Genomic DNA, 16,590 nt, shown 5'->3' on the forward strand with positions numbered 1-16,590 from the left:
GATTGACCAACTCCCCTCATACGGAAAGCCCTCACCAAAAAGGCTAAGGGCTTCGTTTTATTCTGGTTTTGCATCAGCCTCTTTCGTCGTGCACGAACATGTGCCGGAGGGCCTTATTTCCATTCAGGTTTTTCTACGAAGTATAAGAATGTATAAGTTTTCGAACAGGGGGACGGCGTAGCCAGCTGCCCGAGAAGCATAAGAGCCGATGCTTCCCTCAAAGAACGTGCTGCGACGCCGCACGCCGTGCCGACCAAAAGGCGCTTTGCGCTTTTGTTCCGTACACGCCTGGCCGAGCGCAGGAGGCAGTCTGCTGCTGCACGGGCCTTCTGTTCCGCAAATCCTCCCCTCGTTTTTCCTTTCCGCTGAGAGGGTAATACAGGAAGAGGGAGGTACTTAACGATGAAAAAAACAGCTTTAACTGCAGCAATACTTGCTCTGGCTGCCTGTCAGGCAGAAGAGAATGATAATGAGGGTTCCCCGGAACATGAGAACAGTAACGGAGTAGAAAACACAACCGATCAGGAAGCAGGTGAAGAGACGAACCAGAACGAGACCGAAGACAATGGAGCGGCGGAAGAGCAGGAGGAGGACAACGTACCTCAGGACGAGGAAGCGGACGCTGGGAGTGATAACGAAGCTTCGAACGGATCTGAAGTCTCTCTGCTTGATCTGGAAACGGAGGACTGGCAGGTGGACACGGTGGCGGAAAACCTGCCGGCCCCATGGTCCATTGCTCCTGCTGCCGGCACGTACTATATCCCGAGCAGGGATGGATTTATCATGGAAGTCGGGGATGGACGCGATGACATTCCTGTCGAGACATCCGATGAGATCGTTCAGGAGGGGGAAGGCGGTCTGCTCGGATTCGTGCTGGGGGAAGAAGAGGAAGCCTGGATGTATTATACGTACGAGAATGACGGTCTGGAAAATCGGATTGTCCGCGCAGAAAGAGAGGAAGACACGTGGAGGGAAACCGAGATTCTCAAAGAAGGTATAGAAGGTGCGGCTATTCATAATGGAGGAAGACTTGCCATCGGTCCGGACGATCATCTCTATGCAACGACGGGAGATGCGGATGTACCGGAATGGTCCCAGGACCCTGAACGTCCTGCAGGCAGTATTCTGAGGATGACCCAGGACGGAGAGGTCCCTGAAGACCAGCCTTTTGAAGATTCTTCTATTTACAGCTACGGCCACCGCAATCCGCAGGGGCTTGCCTGGAATAAAGAGGAAGAGCTGTACAGCTCAGAGCATGGCGCACAGGCACTTGATGAAGTGAACCGGATTGAAGCCGGCAGTAATTACGGCTGGCCGGTGATCGAAGGGGATGAAACAGAAGAAGGTATGGAAACGCCGGCGATTCATTCCGGTGATGAGACGTGGGCGCCGTCCGGAGCAGCGTTTTATGAGGATGAATTTGTGACGACGGGCCTCCGCGGCCAAAGCCTGTACGTCTTTGATGAAGAAAATGACGTCATGCATGTGACGTTTGAAGGAGAAGGCCGCCTTCGGGATGTTGTCTATCATGAAGGGTCTCTCTATGTCCTGACGAATAATACGGATGGCAGGGGAGATCCGCAGGAAAATGACGACCGTCTGCTGCGCCTGACCCCGCCTGAATAATTATTTCCCGGGAAATAAAAGCGGAATGGAGGAATGTTTGTGAGTGTAGAGGCGCACAAAAAAGAAGCCCCCGATACAGTCTCCTGCCATGTGGTGACGGTGAGCGACACGAGAGAGGAAGACTCGGATAAAAGCGGACGCTTCATCCAGGAAAGTCTGGCAGCGGCCGGCTTCCAAACGGTGTTGTACAACATTGTTCCTGATGAACGTGGAGCGATTACAGCTGAAGTGAAAAAGGGGCTGGAGCATCCCGATGTCGATGTGATTCTTCTTAACGGCGGGACAGGGGTTGCCCGGCGGGACATCACGATTGAAACGGTCGCCCCGCTGTACGAAAAAGAAATACCGGGCTTCGGAGAGTTGTTCCGGATGCTCAGCTATACAGAGGATATTGGTTCTGCAGCGATCCTGAGCAGGGCATCAGCAGGAACAGCCAGCGGAAAGGCTCTGTTCTGCATGCCGGGTTCCAGCGGGGCAGTGAAGCTGGCTGTTGAAAAATTGATCAAGCCGGAACTTCCGCATATTGTCCGGGAATTGAAAAAAGACAGGTGAAACGGGGCGCAGTGCATGAAAAAGCCGCCCCATATGGTCGGCAGGGCGGCGTTCGTGCTCGTTCAACCGTACAATTTGCCGCGCATGGCGGCAACTTATGACGGAATGAGGTCGAGCAGCTCTTCCAGCGAATGAATTTCATGATCCGCCTGAATATCCGGGACCGGTTGTTTGTTGAATCGATTGAGCCAGACACTCGTGATACCGGTTCGATTCGCTCCCAGAATATCAGTCTTGGGATTATCGCCGATCATCCACGTAGAGGAGGGATCTGTCCCGCTCACTTCCAGAGCATGCTCAAAAATCGCCGCATCGGGTTTCCCTCTGCCGAAGGCCCCGGATATAATGACGTGATCAAACAGCGGCTCGATTTCCGGCGTCATCGTAAGCTTCGTCCGCTGGAGCTGAGGGGATCCATTCGTTAATAGGACCAGCACAGCACGGCCGCGGAGCTGCTCGACGGTTCGGATCGCGTCTTCAAAAAGAAAAGGGGCCTGCTTTCGTTCCTGAATAAAGCGGTCGGCGAGGTCTTCGGCTGCTGCGGGATTCGTCAGGCCGAGTGCTTGAAGGCCGTCTGCCCAGCTTTGATACTGATAGTCGCGGATGATGCTGTGCAGACTGCTGAAGCCAGGTTCTTCATCATCGAACGTCCCCCAGAGCCCTTCAAACGGGTTGATGCCGATCTGCTGCGTGAACGTATAGGACGGATAGCCTGCGTAACGTGCAGCGGCGGCTTTTCGTACCTCCGTCTCTAATGTCTCTGCATCGGCGCCGAAGGCATCTTCAGCATAGGCGCAGGTGCGTGCAAATGCGGTTTTGATGCTTTTTTCATCCCATAATATCGTGTCATCCAAATCGAAAAATACCGCTTGTCTGTTCATGATTACTTCCTCCATCCTGAGTCCACTGAGTACTGCTATAGTGTAGCGGAAACAGAATTTTCTGTAAACCTTCTTCTGCAGGCAGGAAAAGCGGAAATCAGTGTGGAACTTAGTTCAGGAAGAGCAAAAAGAAAAGCAGAAAAAGGAGTGTTAGTTGTGTCAAAACGAATAGATGAACATGGAATCTGGACAAAACAGCTTCACGCAGGTCAAGAACCGGATCCTGCAACAGGATCACGGGCGCTTCCGATTTACCAGACGACGTCCTATGTCTTTGATGATGCTGAACATGCCGAGCGTCTTTTTTCTCTGCAGGAGCCCGGTAATATTTACAGCCGTATCATGAATCCTACCGTCGATGCGTTTGAGAAGCGGATGGCTGCGCTCGAAGACGGGGTTGGTGCACTTGGAACGAGTTCGGGAATGGCAGCCATTACGATGTCGATCCTCAATATTGCCGAGAGCGGAGACCATATCGTTGCAGCTTCGCACTTATACGGCGGCACCTACAACCTTTTCTCAACGACGCTGCCGAAGTACGGCATTCACGTCTCGTTCGTCGATATCACGAGCCCGGAAGAGATTAAAGGCGCTATTCAGGAAAACACAAAAGCGGTTTTTGGGGAAACCATCGGCAACCCGGGGCTGCATGTCCTCGATTTCCATACGGTCAGTGACATTGCTCATGAAGCCGGCATCCCGCTGATCGTTGATAATACGTTCGGCACACCGGCAGTATGCAGACCGCTGCAGCTCGGAGCGGATATCGTCGTCAACTCGGCAACCAAATGGATCGGCGGCCACGGAACGACCATTGGGGGCGTAGTGATTGACGGCGGCCGTTTTGAGTGGAGCAAGGAAAAATTTCCGCAGTTCCATGAGCCGGATGCCAGTTATAACGGACTTGTCTACAGCGATCTCGGGGAAATGGCCTTTATTCTCAAAATGCGCGTGCAGCTGCTTCGTGATATTGGTGCGACGATGACGCCGCAGAACGCCTTTTATCTCATGCAGGGGCTGGAGACGCTCAGCCTCCGTATGAAGCGGCACACCGAGAATGCATTGACGCTGGCGCGGAAGCTGACAGCTCATCCTGCCGTCAAATGGGTGAAATACCCTGGACTGGAGGAGCATCCATCGCATGACCTGGCAGAAAAATACCTCGATTTCGGACACGGTGCCATCGTGAATTTCGGGATAGACGGCGGAGTGGAAGCCGGGCGCGAACTGATCCGCCACGTGCAGCTCTGGAGCCACGTTGCAAACGTTGGAGATGCGAAGAGCCTGATTATACATCCGGCCTCGACCACTCATCTGCAGTTGAGTCCGGAAGACCAGGAACGCTCCGGTGTGACGGATGATCTGGTACGACTTTCTGTCGGCCTGGAAGACACCGAGGATCTGTACGAGGATCTAAACATGGCGCTCGCAGAAGCAACGGGGAAAGCGGATGACGATGCAGGCAGAAGTCCTTATGAAGAAGCTGCAGGATCGGCCGTAGCGTATACGCAGGAAGGACCGCGCCGAAAAATTCTCGCTACCCTCAGCGCTGCGGATTCCTTGACGAAAAAATGGTCGAGACTTGGCTATCGGGTTGTTTTCGCCGGCGACAGCAGTTCCCTGCAGAAAATAAAAGACATGCCGGTCGATTATCTTTACGCGACGGAAGGGACAGATCAAGCACTGGAAGAAGCACTGCGCACCATCCATCCGACAGGAGTGATTCATCAAGGGCAGACGTCGGTTCAGGCGAAAATCCCGGCGGGTGTTCATTCCATTATCGATCAATAATGAGAAAAGCCTTCCCGCTTCCCTGTGGAAATATAGTATAATGGAAGCAGGGAAAGAGGGATCGTGATGTGGAAGCTGATGCTGATCAGTACCTTGTTTACCGCCGTGCTAATCACTGGAGGCATGCTGCTCTGGCTGCAGGAAACGACGGGCGGCGTATTTGATCAGGAGGAAGAAGAAAACCGGACCGGAGTAAGCACGTCTTTTGAAGATGACTCCTATTATTATTTTCTGGATCATGAGGAAGTGACGTATTTGATCGAGCGGGGCAGAGAAACCGTCGACGGATACGAATCCTATATGCTGCCGGTCGAATTTGACGGGCTCAGCAGCACCGTTGCTTTTGCCTACGTGGAACCGCCGTCGCTGACCGTCGTAAAAGAGAGCAGAAGAATTCAGGATCACTATCAGCGGACACCGTCGGTGGAGGAATTGCAAGGAATGCTGATGGATCGGTTTCTCCCGATTCATCTCCGCTTTCACGAAAATCGGGCGTTTGTACACGAAGCTGAACTGGAGTCGGAAACTGGACGGATTCAGCCGGTAGAAACCGATATTTCCGGCGGCGGGTCTATGCAGACGATGTATTTTTCGGTGGAGGATCTGCCATTTGAAGAAGAAGAAATCTCGCTGGTCGTAGAGGATGAGCTTTCCGATGATTTTATGAGGTACACGCTTCGATTCGCCGACTATCAGCGGGAGAGGGACGACAGCAGATAACAAACGGGAGAGGAGCCTGCAGAAGCGCGGCTCCTCTCCCGTTTCGTTTTCAATGAAGAGGACAATCGTTCTCATCAAGCGAGGTCGTAGCTGTATCTGCTTCCAGTGACTTCGCCTCGGTCTCCTGGAGCGGCAGGCGGTTGTCTCAAGAACCCATCAACTTCCATCATACAGAAGGCCCTCATCCCAAAATGGGGAGGGCCTCTTCTGTTCAAGTATAAGCATGTATAAGTTTTCTAAGGGTGACGGCCCTGTGCCGGCCATGTCGGCTGCCTGTAAATAAGGTGTGCGGAGATCCTCTGTCTCAGCTGTCGGATAGGCTCCACAAATCTCTGCGCAGATGCTGGCCATTCAGGTTTATCTCGACGAAGACTGCTTCTTTGCGTTCAGGAACCGCCGCTCAATCTCTTTTAGGCTGAGCGGGAGGACGTCATCTTTCATAATGAAGCTGTAGCCTCTGTGTTTCTTCACCCGTCCCGGAAGGCTCGACACGAGCTTAGGCCCCTTCGTTTCGAGATAGTGTGCTTTCTCATCCATATGGCTGATTTCAGCATAGTAGACGTTTTTTACGACGGTTTCCCGTCGTCCTTCCACTCGGTACTGGCCGACATAATGGAGCTGCTCCACCACGCCGCCGGTTTCTTCATACACTTCCCTGATCGCTGCCTCTTCCGCGTTTTCTCCGTCTTCCACTTTGCCGCCTGGAAATTCAATGCCCCGGGTGCCGTGTTTCGTCAACAGCCACTGATGATGAAAACGGGTAATCACCCAGACATGCTTCGGTTCTTTTGAAAAAGGAAGCCGGTGCGTAGAAAAGGTAACCTTGTTGTGATAAAAGTCTTTGAACACCCGGTCCTTCATCCTCGTTCCCTCCAATACGTCTGCATCTCTTCATATTCCTCCGGCCGGTTCATGTTAAAAAAAGAACGCTTGATGCTGTCGTTGGTGCATCCTGCCTGTTCCAGCTCTGATTCGCTGATACGAACGGTGTGCATCTGGTCGAATAGAGGTTTCACCGCGCGGATGCCGGCATCGAGACTCGCTTTGACTGCGGGAAGGGTGCTTCGGCTGTAAACAGCGCAGAGCGGCTGGTCTCGTCCATCAATATGAGGAAGCAGGATATCAGCCTGCTTTTCGGCAGCTTGATGAATCATCCACTGCAGGATCCTCGGGTCGATCAGCGGCATGTCACACGCTGCGGTGACGTAATAGGAAGCGTCCACGGTCTCCATTCCCGTCTCGATGCCTGCAAGCGGCCCTTCATGCGGACGGAGATCCACGGTCACCCGCACTGGTAGAAAGGATAGTGCGTCAGGTTCATTGGCGATACATATTTGTTTTTCCGTTGTGTCCTGCAGCGTCTGCAGGACATGCCCAGCTGCTGTTTTGTCTCCAATCTGCAGCAGTGCTTTCATGCTGCCCATCCTGGTCGATCGTCCGCCGGCCAGCAGAATCCCAGCTGTCTGCACCATACTATCCCTGCCTTCCTGCTTACTCTGCATCTATCGTATCGTATTCGTCACACTTTTGTACACTCGAACGAGCTGATCCGGCATGCATCGCGTTCCCATGACGCGTCTTTCAGGAAAAGTTTCCGGTCGGAAGCGATACCGTGATATAATATCAGACAGATGTTGATAATCGAGGTGAAGACATGCCAAAACAGAAGTTGATTGTGCTGATAGCCGGAGCGGTCGTTCTCGTCATTCTGTCTGCCGTGCTGATGCTGACAGAAGACGACAGGGAAGCTATGAACTCTGAGGATGAACCGCAGCTGGCGAACGAAGAGACAGCTTCCAGCGAACCGGCTGGAGAGACCGACGACGCAGGAGCGTCTTCGGGAAACGCAGTGAATATAGACAGTTCAGAACCACAGGAAGAGGAAGCCTCCATTTCTGAGGAGAGAGAAGAACAGCTGCGCGAAGCAGCGGAGGAAGCGCTGGACACGTTCACACCGGATGTGGAGGAACCATTTACGTATGAGGCATTTGAAGGCCAGGCGCTCGTACAGTCTTTATATCAGAGCGGACAGGAAGAAGGAGGCACGATCTCGGAAGACATGGAGACGAATGCAGAATGGCTGGCGGTGGAACTCTCCGCCTGGAGGGATCACGCAGAAGATGCGTACGGTTTTTCTTTTGATCAGGCCAGCTTTGAAGCCTATGTCGAAGAACAGGAGAATGTTTCCCTTGAAGGCAGTGCCGAAGTGATGGTGCTCGTGGATACACTGAACGAGGCAGAGAGCAGTCTCGGCGACCAGCAGCTGCATTATCAGTATGGTATTCCTTTCATCTGGCATGAGATTCAGGACGAAGCTGCCGGTGGAGAAAGTCCGGAAGCCACCACGGAACTGAACGCTCTCTTTTATGAAGAGCAGCAGGAAGTTTTTGAACGAATTCAGAGCGAGAACCCTGATATGATGGAAGGGGAAACCCCTCCGGAATAAAAAAGGTTACAAACGTCGACATCACGCCGGAAGTGGGCCCGCTTCCGGCGTGATGTCGTTGGTGTAACGGTGTTTCGTTACAGGCTCTCCTTTGCAGAGGCCCGCTGCGACGGTTTTCCGCCTATCGATACAAAGGACCGCCATGCAGAATGTCGGTGCTCACGTCACGAAAACGAGTGAAGTTGTGGTGAAAGTCGGAGGCCAGCTTCTTTGCTGCCTTCTCGTAATCCGCTGTGTTGTCCCACATTAAGCGGGGCTGCAGTATTTCAGCTGGAACGTCTGGACAGCTGGCAGGGATGTCGAATCCGAAAATGTCGTCTGTAATCACGGCGGTGTGACTCAGAGAGCCGGCAAGGGCTGCTTCCACCATCGCCCGGGTAAAGGAGAGCTTCATTCTGGATCCTGTCCCATAAGGGCCGCCGGTCCAGCCGGTATTGACCAGGTAGACTGCCGTGTCATGCTGTTCCATTTTTTCACCGAGCATCGAAGCGTATTCCTGCGGGGCCCGTGGTAAAAAAGGAGAGCCGAAGCAAGGGGAGAAGACTGGTTCGGGCTGCGTGACGCCGCGCTCGGTCCCGGCGAGTTTACTCGTATAGCCGGAAAGAAAGTGATACATCGCCTGACTCCGGTTCAAACGGCTGATCGGAGGAAGTACTCCGGTAGCATCCGCTGTTAGAAAGAGAATCACTTCAGGATGACCTGCCGTCGACGGCTGGACTGCAGAAGGAATGAACGTCAGAGGATAAGCGGCACGAGTATTTTCCGTTCTGCTTTTATCTTTGTAATCCGGACGGCCCTGGCTGTCGAGCTGAACATTTTCGAGAACAGCGCCGAATTTGACTGCCTGATAGATATCCGGTTCCTGCACGGGATCCAGGTCAATGCATTTGGCATAGCAGCCGCCCTCCACGTTAAAAATGCCGTTATTGGACCAGCCGTGTTCATCATCTCCGATCAGGGCCCGGCCGGGAGAAGCGGACAAGGTCGTTTTACCAGTTCCCGACAGGCCGAAGAACAATGCGCTGCGACCATGATCATCCACGTTCGCGGAACAGTGCATCGGGAGTACGCCTTCCGGCGGCAGCAGTTCATTCATCACCGAGAACACCGCTTTTTTCATTTCCCCGGCGTAAGAAGTACCTCCAATCAGGATCGTGCGCTCTGAAAAGGAAATTAGAATGAAGGCGCGTCCTCCAGTGCCATCCTTGTCCGGGTCTGCCTCCACCCCCGGCGCGGACAGGATGGTGAATCCTTCCATCGACGCTTCTCCTTCCTCTTCTTCCGGCCGGAGAAAGAGCTGTCGTGCAAAAAGCTGATGCCAGGCAAATTCATTCACGACAGTGAGCGGCATGCGGTGATTCGGATCGGCTCCCGCGGCCGCCTCGCGGGTGTACACAGCGCTGCAGCTGCTGAGATAATCGAGTACGCGCTGTTTCAGGTGATGGAAGGTGCTGCTCGATATCGGACGGTTGACCTCGCCCCAGTCGATATGGTCCGTAAACCCGGGCTCTTCCACGAGGAAACGCTCCTTGGGAGAACGTCCTGTATATTCGCCCGTCTGCGCTGTCAGCGCTCCTTCTTCGGAAAGGGCAGCTTCTCCCCGGATGATACTCTCCTCCACCAGCCGTGCAGTGCTGAGCTGATGATAAACATGCGGACTCCGGAGCAGTGTATCCAGTGCCAGTCTTCCGTGATCGATACTCATGCTATCCCTGCTTTCCTGATTAGTATGTCATATACTTTATTTATAACATACAATTGAGGGTTTGTGACCGCTTTCTTGATTTTTCTGCTGCGGGTTTCTTTATAGACTCCGAATGACATTCGGTCCCGGAGACGCCCGGTTCAAGCATGCTGTGTATAACACAATCCGCTCTCTTCAACATGAAGAAACGAGGAAAAAGAAACGTTGATGGGCAGTCATGATATGCCGGCTTTAAGAGGGGGTGTTTTTGTTGACAGGAGACGTCTTTTTGGTTATCATTCTTCAAAGCGGATACTCTTATCCCGAGCTGGCGGAGGGACAGGCCCGACGAAGCCCGGCAACCATCATCAGTACCATTGCGATGAACGGTGCTAACCTGCAGGACCATGCGTCCTGAACGATAAGAGGTGAAAGGATACGTTATCAGCCTTCTCCTCATACCGACTGGAGAGAGGCTTTTTTTATGAACCGGAGACGATCCGGCATAGAAACGACCTCACCACCATCAATAGGAACACCGATGGGACTTGGAGTGCCGTAATTTGATTGAGGAGGACTTCATCATGGCAGGAAAAACCAGACTGTTTACATCCGAATCTGTGACGGAAGGTCACCCGGACAAAATCTGTGACCAGATTTCGGACTCTATTCTAGATGAGATTATGAAAAGCGATCCGAATGCACGAGTAGCATGTGAAACATCAGTAAATACAGGCCTCGTACTTGTTGCAGGAGAAATTACTACATCTACGTACGTGGACATTCCGAGAGTGGTTCGGGAAACGTTGAAGGATATTGGCTACGTCCGGGCGAAATACGGCTTTGACTATGAAACTTGTGCGGTACTGACCTCGATTGATGAGCAGTCTGCGGATATTGCACAGGGCGTCGACGAAGCGCTTGAATCCCGCGAAGGTCAAATGACAGAGGAAGAGCTCGAGTCGATCGGCGCCGGGGACCAGGGCCTTATGTTCGGCTATGCTGACAATCAGACACCGGAACTGATGCCGCTGCCGATCTCTCTCTCCCATAAGCTGGCACGACGGCTGATGGAAGTCAGAAAAGACGGTACCGTGGAATATCTGCGACCGGACGGAAAAGTGCAGGTGACAGTGGAATATGATGAGCAGCAGCAGCCGCTCCGTGTGGACACCATTGTTATATCCACGCAGCACCATGCTGAAATCGAACTGGATCAGATCAAAGAAGATATGCATGAACACGTCATTAAACCGATGGTGGATGCTTCTCTGCTCGATGATCAGACGAAATACTTCATCAACCCGACCGGGCGTTTCGTTATCGGCGGACCGCAGGGTGATGCAGGTCTGACCGGAAGGAAGATCATCGTCGACACGTACGGGGGATATGCCCGGCACGGAGGAGGCGCGTTCTCAGGGAAAGATGCGACGAAAGTGGACCGTTCAGCTGCCTACGCCTCGAGGTATGTAGCGAAGAACATCGTTGCTGCAGGCCTTGCCGACCGCTGTGAAGTACAGCTCGCGTATGCAATCGGCGTGGCGCAGCCGGTGTCGATCGCAATCGACACATTTGATACTGGTAGCGTATCGGAGGAAGTACTCGTCCAGGTGGTTCGGGACAACTTTGATCTGCGCCCTGCCGGCATCATTAAAATGCTGGATCTGCGTCGTCCTATCTATAAGCAAACAGCCGCCTATGGTCATTTCGGCCGTACGGATATTGAACTCCCATGGGAGAAAACAGACAAAGCGGAAGCATTGAAAGAACAGGCAGCTGCAGCCGAGCGGGCGTGAGCCTGAAGGAAACATACGCACGTCCATTCATGTTCGTGCCTGCAGAAAAGAAAACACTCCTGGTGATCCATACGATCACTGGGAGTGTTTTTTTGTTCAAGTATAAGTTTTCATACAGGGTGGCGGCGCAGCCGGCTGCTCGGGACGCATGAAGAACTTCTGCTTCCCTTAAAGAATCTGTGGTATACGGCGTTCCGATCAACAGGCGCTCTGCGCTTTAGGTTTTCCTGCTTTCAATCTGCCAGCGGAACGCTGGAAGCGGCTGTGTCGATGGCATCAACACGGTCACCCGATTCGATTACTTCGTCTGACAGCACCCCGGGTACGGTTGCTGCCGTCAGCTTGATGGAGGCTGATAGCCAGCCTGCATTTGTTTATAAATCTGGCCTTTTTCGACGTAGGAATCGCGGATACGATCCATCTCCGCCTTGTCCTCGTCGGTTAAGTCCCGGACGACGCGGGCCGGCCTGCCGAGCGCGAGCGTGCCGGAAGGGATCTCGGTTCCAGGTGTAACGAGGCTGCCAGCTCCGATAAAAGCGCCTTCGCCGATTTCAGCTCCATCCAGAACCGTTGAGCCCATCCCGATTAACGCGCTGCGGTGAATCGTGCAGCTGTGCAGCATGCACTGGTGTCCAACGGTGACCCCTTCTGCCAGATGGAGGGGCAGGCCGGGACTCTGATGGAGCAGGCTCTGGTCCTGAATGTTGACGTTTTTTTCAATGACGGTCGGTGCCACATCACCACGGATCACCGTGTGGTACCAGATGCTTACCTGTTCATGAATGGTGACATCGCCGGTGATGACTGCGTTCTCAGCTATGTATGCGCTCTCATCAATGGCTGGTGCTTTTCCTTTGTATGGATACTGCAGCATAGGTATGCCTCCTTGATCAACGTATGGTATCTACTTTATCATAATTTTCCTCCAGAAGGAAAAGCACGACTGCTTGACTACAGGAAAAGGTTTAGGAGATGATAGCTTCAGATACGAAGGAGGGACTTTTTCATGTGGCACTGGGAAGCAGAAGGAGAAGCGAAAGCGGTCATTGTCCTTGTACATGGCGCTGGAGAGTATCATGGACGCTACGAACGGACCATCGACATGATGCGGCAGCAGCAGTTTCACGTCGTGATGGGAGACCTGCCGGGGCAGGGAACAACGCCGGGACCGAGAGGCCACGTCGAAACCTTTCAGCAGTACATACAGCAGGTGCGGACGTGGGTGCTTCAGGCGGGGGCGTATGATCTGCCCGTGATCTTGTTCGGACACAGCATGGGTGGATTGATCAGCACAGAAGTCGTTCGTTCCATGCCGGAGCGGGAACGGCCGGACATGCTGCTGCTCTCTTCTCCGTGCTTCGGTCTCGTGCAGCAGCAGCCGCTGGTCAAACGGGCGGCGGCCGGTCTGCTGGCTAAAGTGGCACCGAGGACGATGTTCCCGAACGGGCTTGAATCCGGCAGCGGGACTCGAGATGACTGGATGAGAACGCGGGATCAGACGGATGATCTGCTCATCAAGAAGGTCAGCGCGCGCTGGTATAAAGAACTCGTTACTGCTATGGCACGCGCGCATGAGGAAGCGTCCGTCATGCCGGAGATTCCTATCTATGTCACGCAGGGCGGAGAAGACCGGATTGTAGATAAAAAAGAGGTACGGCGCTGGTTTGACGCCGTACCGGTTCTGGAGAAGGCATATAAAGAATGGCCGGGCCTTTATCACGAAGTGCTGAACGAACCGGAGCGTGAAGCTGTGCTGACCCATCTGCTCGGCTACGTGACGACCCAGCTGGCGGTTCAGCGTTTTTCCACGACCGTCACAAAGGGAGCAGCATTGCGCTGATTCATAAATGCATACTGGAGAACAGCTGCCTGATCCTGTGGGATCCCTTCCAAGAAAGGAAGCAGCTGTTCTTTTTCTTTTTGTCCTTCTTCGTGTCCGTGGTAAATGACCAGAACAATCCGTCCACCCGGCACGAGCCGGTCAAACAGCTGCTGGACAGCGGCGATCGTCGAATCCGCCCTCGTCGTCACGGTTTTGTCGCTCCGCGGGAGGTAGCCGAGGTTGAACACCGCCGCGTGAAGCGGCAGATCTCCAAGCACTTCTCCTGCATGTTCGTGCCCCCGCTGCACGAGTTCCGCTTTCAGGCCGTGGGCTTCCAGTCGCTCTGCTGTTGCCCGGAGCGCCTGTTCCTGGACGTCGAACGCGGTCACCCGTCCTTCCGGGCCGGTGCAGGAAGCGAGAAAGACCGTATCATGACCATTTCCCATGGTGGCATCCACCGCATGGCCGCCGGGAGGAATGACCTCCTGTAGCAGTTGTCTCGTATACGTAAGTACATCAGGCAGCATCGTTTACTTCCTTTCTTCCTGCTTCACAGCAGCGAATTTCCCCTGCCAGGAATCCCGTCTTTTCAATTCCTTTTTGATTCCGTTCAGCACGCCCCATTTGTCTGTGCTCCATTGAGGACCGATCAGCAGCTCCTGAGGGCCGTCACCGGTTAACCGGTGAATGCTGATTGAGGCTGGAATCCGCTCGAGCTGATCGCAGACGATCTGCACGTACTCCTCCTGCGACAAAAAATCAACGAGGCCTTCCTTATACTGCCGGACCATCGACGTTTTCCGGAGGAGGTGGAGGAGATGGATTTTCATCCCCTGTATATCCAGCTGAGCTGCGAGCTCCGCTGTTTCCACCATCATGGCCGGGGTTTCCTGAGGGAGTCCATTGATAATGTGGGTACAGACGCGGATGCCGCGGTCTCTCAGTTTGGCCACTCCCTCTTCAAAGCATTGGTAGTCGTGGGCCCGGTTGATCAGCACACCGGTTTCGTCATGCGCTGTCTGCAGGCCGAGTTCGACCCAGAGATACGTTCGTTCATGCAGCTCCGCCAGGTAATCGACCACATCCGGCGGGAGGCAGTCCGGTCTTGTAGCGATAGAGAGCCCGACGACTCCTTCCAGCTCCAGCACGGATTCAAACTTTTCGCGTAGTTCGTCAACGGGGGCGTGCGTGTTCGTGTAAGCCTGGAAGTAGGCCATAAAAGCCCGTGCAGGCCACTTTTGCGTCATGACCTGTTTTCGCTCTTCAAACTGACCTGCCAGGTTCACTTTACGGTCGCCGGCGAAATCACCGGAGCCGCGGACACTGCAGAAGGTGCATCCGCCGTAGGCGACCGTTCCGTCCCGATTGGGACAATCGAAGCCGGCATCGAGGGCGATTTTCACTACCTTCTCCCCGAAATGGGCTTTCAGCTCTTCGTTCCAGCTGTAGTAGCGCTGGGGCATCCAGGATGGTCTTGTTTCGATCATGAGGAAGCACCGAGTTTTTCAAAGATGCGGCAGGCTGTATCAACCTCAGCAGCGGATACATCCGCGTTCGTCGTAATCCGGATGGACTCCGGTTTATAGGCGATCACGGCTGCGCCTTCCGCAGCAGCAGCGGTGACCCACTCTTCAGCACTGCGGGAAGACTGGTCCGTGTCTGCTACGATGATATTCGTCTGCACCTCGTGACGAATCGTCAAGTCCGTAGATTCCCGGAGCACCGCGGCGATGGCAGCTGCGTGGTCATGGTCTTCCTGCAGCCGGGCTCTCCGCTCCCGAAGCGCATACAGGCCGGGAGCTGCAATGACGCCGGCTTGACGCATGCCGCCGCCGAGCATTTTCCGTTTTTTCCTCGCCTGATCGATAAAGGTTTTCGTGCCGGTCAAGATGGATCCGACGGGGGCACCGAGGCCTTTGGACAAACAAAACTGGACACTGTCCGCATAGGCGGCTGTTGCTGCAGGCGACATCCCTGCGGCAAGGGAGGCATTAAAAAGCCGGGCTCCATCCATGTGCACGGGGATCCCGTGTTCATCAGCCGTCGACCGCACCTGCGTCATATATTCTTCAGAAAGGACGGTGCCTCCAGCCCGGTTGTGTGTATGTTCAAGCCAGATCAGTCCCGTTTCCGGATAGTGGATATCCTCCGGCCGGACTGCTTTCTTCAGCTGCTCGATGTTCATCTCTCCGTGAGTATGAGGGAGCGTTCTGGACTGGACACCGGCAAAGGCGGAAATTGCAGCGCCTTCGTAAACAAAGACGTGTGCTTCGTCATCCATAATGACTTCCTGGCCCGGTCTGGTATGAACGAGCAGAGCCGCCTGGTTGCCCTGGGTACCGCTCGTAGTGAACAGCGCGGCTTCTTTGCCAAGCAGGGCGGCCGCTTCTTGTTCAAGCTCATTGACTGTCGGATCTTCTCCAAACACGTCGTCCCCGACTTCGGCCTGCATCATTAGTTCCCGCATCCGCTGATCGGGTCTCGTAATTGTATCGCTGCGAAGGTCTATCATCGTATCGTTCATCCTCTCTGAAAGTACTGCTTGTTACATCCTACCACGGCGGACGAGTATGAGAAATGCCTGCTCTTCAAACAGCGCTCCGATACGATATTTCTGGACTCGAAACAAGAGGTTCTATGATACATGTTGAGGAAAAGGTTCCTTTCTGTGCCGTTTTTTCATTCGTTTCCTCTGGACGCTTGCCAAGGGGTGCTGTCCTCCCTCTGGCGTCACAGCCCCTGATTCCATACGTATTCTTTGACGCTTACCAGCCTTGACTGCCTACGTTGTCTGCATGATTGTCATCAGCTTTGGTGGCACAATGCCGTTTCTCTTCCTGTCCCTTCTGCTTTTCATTGTATACGCTGCTACAGCCGTGTTTGACCGCGGTGTCAAAGGGATCCGGTTCCCCGGGAGGATGCTTGACATTCCGTCGGTGGATGACTACAATGATACCGATACACGTTTATGAAAAAACAGTCACGACAAGGAGCAGTAACCGACGATAGATCCTGCAGAGAGTCAACGGCTGGTGGAAGTTGACGTTATATCCCGGTGAACTTACCTTGGAACTGTGTGCCGACTGGCGCCGTCTGCCGACGTTACCGGCTTGAAGCGGGTGCTCGATGCAGCACTAATCGTGGGTGGTACCGCGGGAAGGATATCAAACCTCTCGTCCCAGACTGAACTGCTGGGGTGCGGGGTTTTTTCTGTTTATCGGCAGAGCATCACACATAGAAGAGGGATTATTGAAATCAGAGGAGGCTGTCAA

The 16,590-nt window shown here is 53.8% G+C and carries 15 protein-coding genes, 1 riboswitch and 1 other annotated feature; of the genes, 7 read left to right on the forward strand and 8 right to left on the reverse strand.

The genetic code is table 11. The annotated features are described in order from the left end of the window. Positions 1-402 precede the first annotated feature (402 nt). Together G477_RS0111035 and G477_RS0111040 are read left to right on the forward strand one after the other, a co-directional pair. Entirely contained in the window at positions 403-1,626 is a 1,224-nt protein-coding gene (locus G477_RS0111035) for a PQQ-dependent sugar dehydrogenase (RefSeq protein WP_026697996.1), read from the forward strand. Between the two features lie 39 nt (positions 1,627-1,665). Beyond that, complete coding sequence (locus G477_RS0111040; RefSeq protein WP_026697997.1) at positions 1,666-2,178, forward strand: MogA/MoaB family molybdenum cofactor biosynthesis protein; 513 nt, start codon at positions 1,666-1,668, stop codon at positions 2,176-2,178. Positions 2,179-2,273: 95 nt separating this feature from the next. Here G477_RS0111040 and G477_RS0111045 read toward each other — a convergent pair whose 3' ends face one another. Continuing rightward, complete coding sequence (locus G477_RS0111045; RefSeq protein ID WP_026697998.1) at positions 2,274-3,059, reverse strand: HAD family hydrolase; 786 nt, start codon at positions 3,057-3,059, stop codon at positions 2,274-2,276. 156 nt (positions 3,060-3,215) lie between these two features. Here G477_RS0111045 and G477_RS19415 point away from each other — a divergent pair, with 156 nt between their 5' ends. Continuing rightward, the gene (locus G477_RS19415; RefSeq protein ID WP_084406222.1) at positions 3,216-4,850 is read left to right on the forward strand and encodes an O-acetylhomoserine aminocarboxypropyltransferase/cysteine synthase family protein; all 1,635 of its coding nucleotides are present in this window, start codon (positions 3,216-3,218) and stop codon (positions 4,848-4,850) included. Positions 4,851-4,916: 66 nt separating this feature from the next. Then, on the forward strand, positions 4,917-5,570 hold the full coding sequence (locus G477_RS0111055; protein WP_026697999.1) for a hypothetical protein: 654 nt from the start codon (positions 4,917-4,919) through the stop codon (positions 5,568-5,570). 357 nt (positions 5,571-5,927) lie between these two features. Here the strand turns inward: G477_RS0111055 and ytkD are convergent, their stop codons facing one another. Beyond that, positions 5,928-6,431, reverse strand: a complete 504-nt coding sequence (ytkD, locus tag G477_RS0111060; RefSeq protein WP_026698000.1) for an RNA deprotection pyrophosphohydrolase — start codon at positions 6,429-6,431, stop codon at positions 5,928-5,930. Then, positions 6,428-7,042 (reverse strand): molybdenum cofactor guanylyltransferase, encoded by a 615-nt coding sequence (mobA, locus tag G477_RS0111065; protein WP_026698001.1) that lies wholly within the window; start codon positions 7,040-7,042, stop codon positions 6,428-6,430. Before mobA ends, ytkD begins: the two co-directional genes overlap by 4 nt. Positions 7,043-7,224: 182 nt before the next feature. Between mobA and G477_RS0111070 the strand changes: the two genes are divergently transcribed. Next, positions 7,225-8,016, forward strand: coding sequence for a hypothetical protein (locus tag G477_RS0111070; protein ID WP_026698002.1), 792 nt, complete (start codon positions 7,225-7,227; stop codon positions 8,014-8,016). 121 nt (positions 8,017-8,137) lie between these two features. Here G477_RS0111070 and pckA read toward each other — a convergent pair whose 3' ends face one another. Continuing rightward, a complete protein-coding gene (gene pckA, locus G477_RS0111075; protein ID WP_051287941.1) occupies positions 8,138-9,721 on the reverse strand; it encodes a phosphoenolpyruvate carboxykinase (ATP) in 1,584 nt (527 codons plus the stop codon). 294 nt (positions 9,722-10,015) lie between these two features. Continuing rightward, a riboswitch (SAM riboswitch) is annotated at positions 10,016-10,128 on the forward strand. A gap of 156 nt (positions 10,129-10,284) precedes the next feature. Here pckA and metK point away from each other — a divergent pair. After that, positions 10,285-11,496: a methionine adenosyltransferase gene (metK, locus tag G477_RS0111085; protein WP_026698004.1), complete on the forward strand. Its 1,212-nt coding sequence runs from the start codon at positions 10,285-10,287 to the stop codon at positions 11,494-11,496. A gap of 337 nt (positions 11,497-11,833) precedes the next feature. Here metK and G477_RS0111090 read toward each other — a convergent pair whose 3' ends face one another. Next, a complete protein-coding gene (locus G477_RS0111090) occupies positions 11,834-12,370 on the reverse strand; it encodes a gamma carbonic anhydrase (protein WP_415783290.1) in 537 nt (178 codons plus the stop codon). A gap of 132 nt (positions 12,371-12,502) precedes the next feature. Here G477_RS0111090 and G477_RS0111095 point away from each other — a divergent pair, with 132 nt between their 5' ends. Further along, complete coding sequence (locus G477_RS0111095) at positions 12,503-13,336, forward strand: alpha/beta hydrolase (protein ID WP_026698006.1); 834 nt, start codon at positions 12,503-12,505, stop codon at positions 13,334-13,336. Here G477_RS0111095 and mnmM read toward each other — a convergent pair. From mnmM to G477_RS0111110, 3 genes are read right to left on the reverse strand one after another with little or no spacing between them, the layout of a single operon-like run. Next, entirely contained in the window at positions 13,291-13,845 is a 555-nt protein-coding gene (gene mnmM, locus G477_RS0111100; protein ID WP_026698007.1) for a tRNA 5-(aminomethyl)-2-thiouridylate-methyltransferase MnmM, read from the reverse strand. The genes G477_RS0111095 and mnmM overlap by 46 nt on opposite strands. Before the next feature lie 3 nt (positions 13,846-13,848). After that, on the reverse strand, positions 13,849-14,805 hold the full coding sequence (gene mnmL / locus G477_RS0111105) for a tRNA modification radical SAM protein MnmL/YtqA (protein WP_026698008.1): 957 nt from the start codon (positions 14,803-14,805) through the stop codon (positions 13,849-13,851). Then, entirely contained in the window at positions 14,802-15,830 is a 1,029-nt protein-coding gene (locus G477_RS0111110) for a threonine aldolase family protein (RefSeq protein WP_035211875.1), read from the reverse strand. The genes mnmL and G477_RS0111110 overlap by 4 nt, the downstream gene beginning before the upstream one ends. 461 nt (positions 15,831-16,291) lie before the next feature. Beyond that, positions 16,292-16,502, forward strand: a binding site (T-box leader). Positions 16,503-16,590 lie beyond the last annotated feature (88 nt).

Source organism: Alkalicoccus chagannorensis DSM 18086 (assembly GCF_000429725.1).
In the GTDB taxonomy this organism is placed as follows: Bacteria; Bacillota; Bacilli; order Bacillales; family Salisediminibacteriaceae; genus Alkalicoccus; species Alkalicoccus chagannorensis.

What these genes read in the sequence shown, in the direction of transcription:
- G477_RS0111035 (WP_026697996.1), top strand. Translation starts at nt 403, where the DNA reads ATGAAAAAAACAGCTTTAACTGCAGCAATACTTGCTCTGGCTGCCTGT.
- G477_RS0111045 (WP_026697998.1), bottom strand. Translation starts at nt 3,059, where the DNA reads ATGAACAGACAAGCGGTATTTTTCGATTTGGATGACACGATATTATGG.
- G477_RS0111055 (WP_026697999.1), top strand. Translation starts at nt 4,917, where the DNA reads ATGTGGAAGCTGATGCTGATCAGTACCTTGTTTACCGCCGTGCTAATC.
- ytkD (WP_026698000.1), bottom strand. Translation starts at nt 6,431, where the DNA reads ATGAAGGACCGGGTGTTCAAAGACTTTTATCACAACAAGGTTACCTTT.
- mobA (WP_026698001.1), bottom strand. Translation starts at nt 7,042, where the DNA reads ATGGTGCAGACAGCTGGGATTCTGCTGGCCGGCGGACGATCGACCAGG.
- G477_RS0111070 (WP_026698002.1), top strand. Translation starts at nt 7,225, where the DNA reads ATGCCAAAACAGAAGTTGATTGTGCTGATAGCCGGAGCGGTCGTTCTC.
- pckA (WP_051287941.1), bottom strand. Translation starts at nt 9,721, where the DNA reads ATGAGTATCGATCACGGAAGACTGGCACTGGATACACTGCTCCGGAGT.
- metK (WP_026698004.1), top strand. Translation starts at nt 10,285, where the DNA reads ATGGCAGGAAAAACCAGACTGTTTACATCCGAATCTGTGACGGAAGGT.
- G477_RS0111090 (WP_415783290.1), bottom strand. Translation starts at nt 12,370, where the DNA reads ATGCTGCAGTATCCATACAAAGGAAAAGCACCAGCCATTGATGAGAGC.
- G477_RS0111095 (WP_026698006.1), top strand. Translation starts at nt 12,503, where the DNA reads ATGTGGCACTGGGAAGCAGAAGGAGAAGCGAAAGCGGTCATTGTCCTT.
- mnmM (WP_026698007.1), bottom strand. Translation starts at nt 13,845, where the DNA reads ATGCTGCCTGATGTACTTACGTATACGAGACAACTGCTACAGGAGGTC.
- mnmL (WP_026698008.1), bottom strand. Translation starts at nt 14,805, where the DNA reads ATGATCGAAACAAGACCATCCTGGATGCCCCAGCGCTACTACAGCTGG.
- G477_RS0111110 (WP_035211875.1), bottom strand. Translation starts at nt 15,830, where the DNA reads ATGATAGACCTTCGCAGCGATACAATTACGAGACCCGATCAGCGGATG.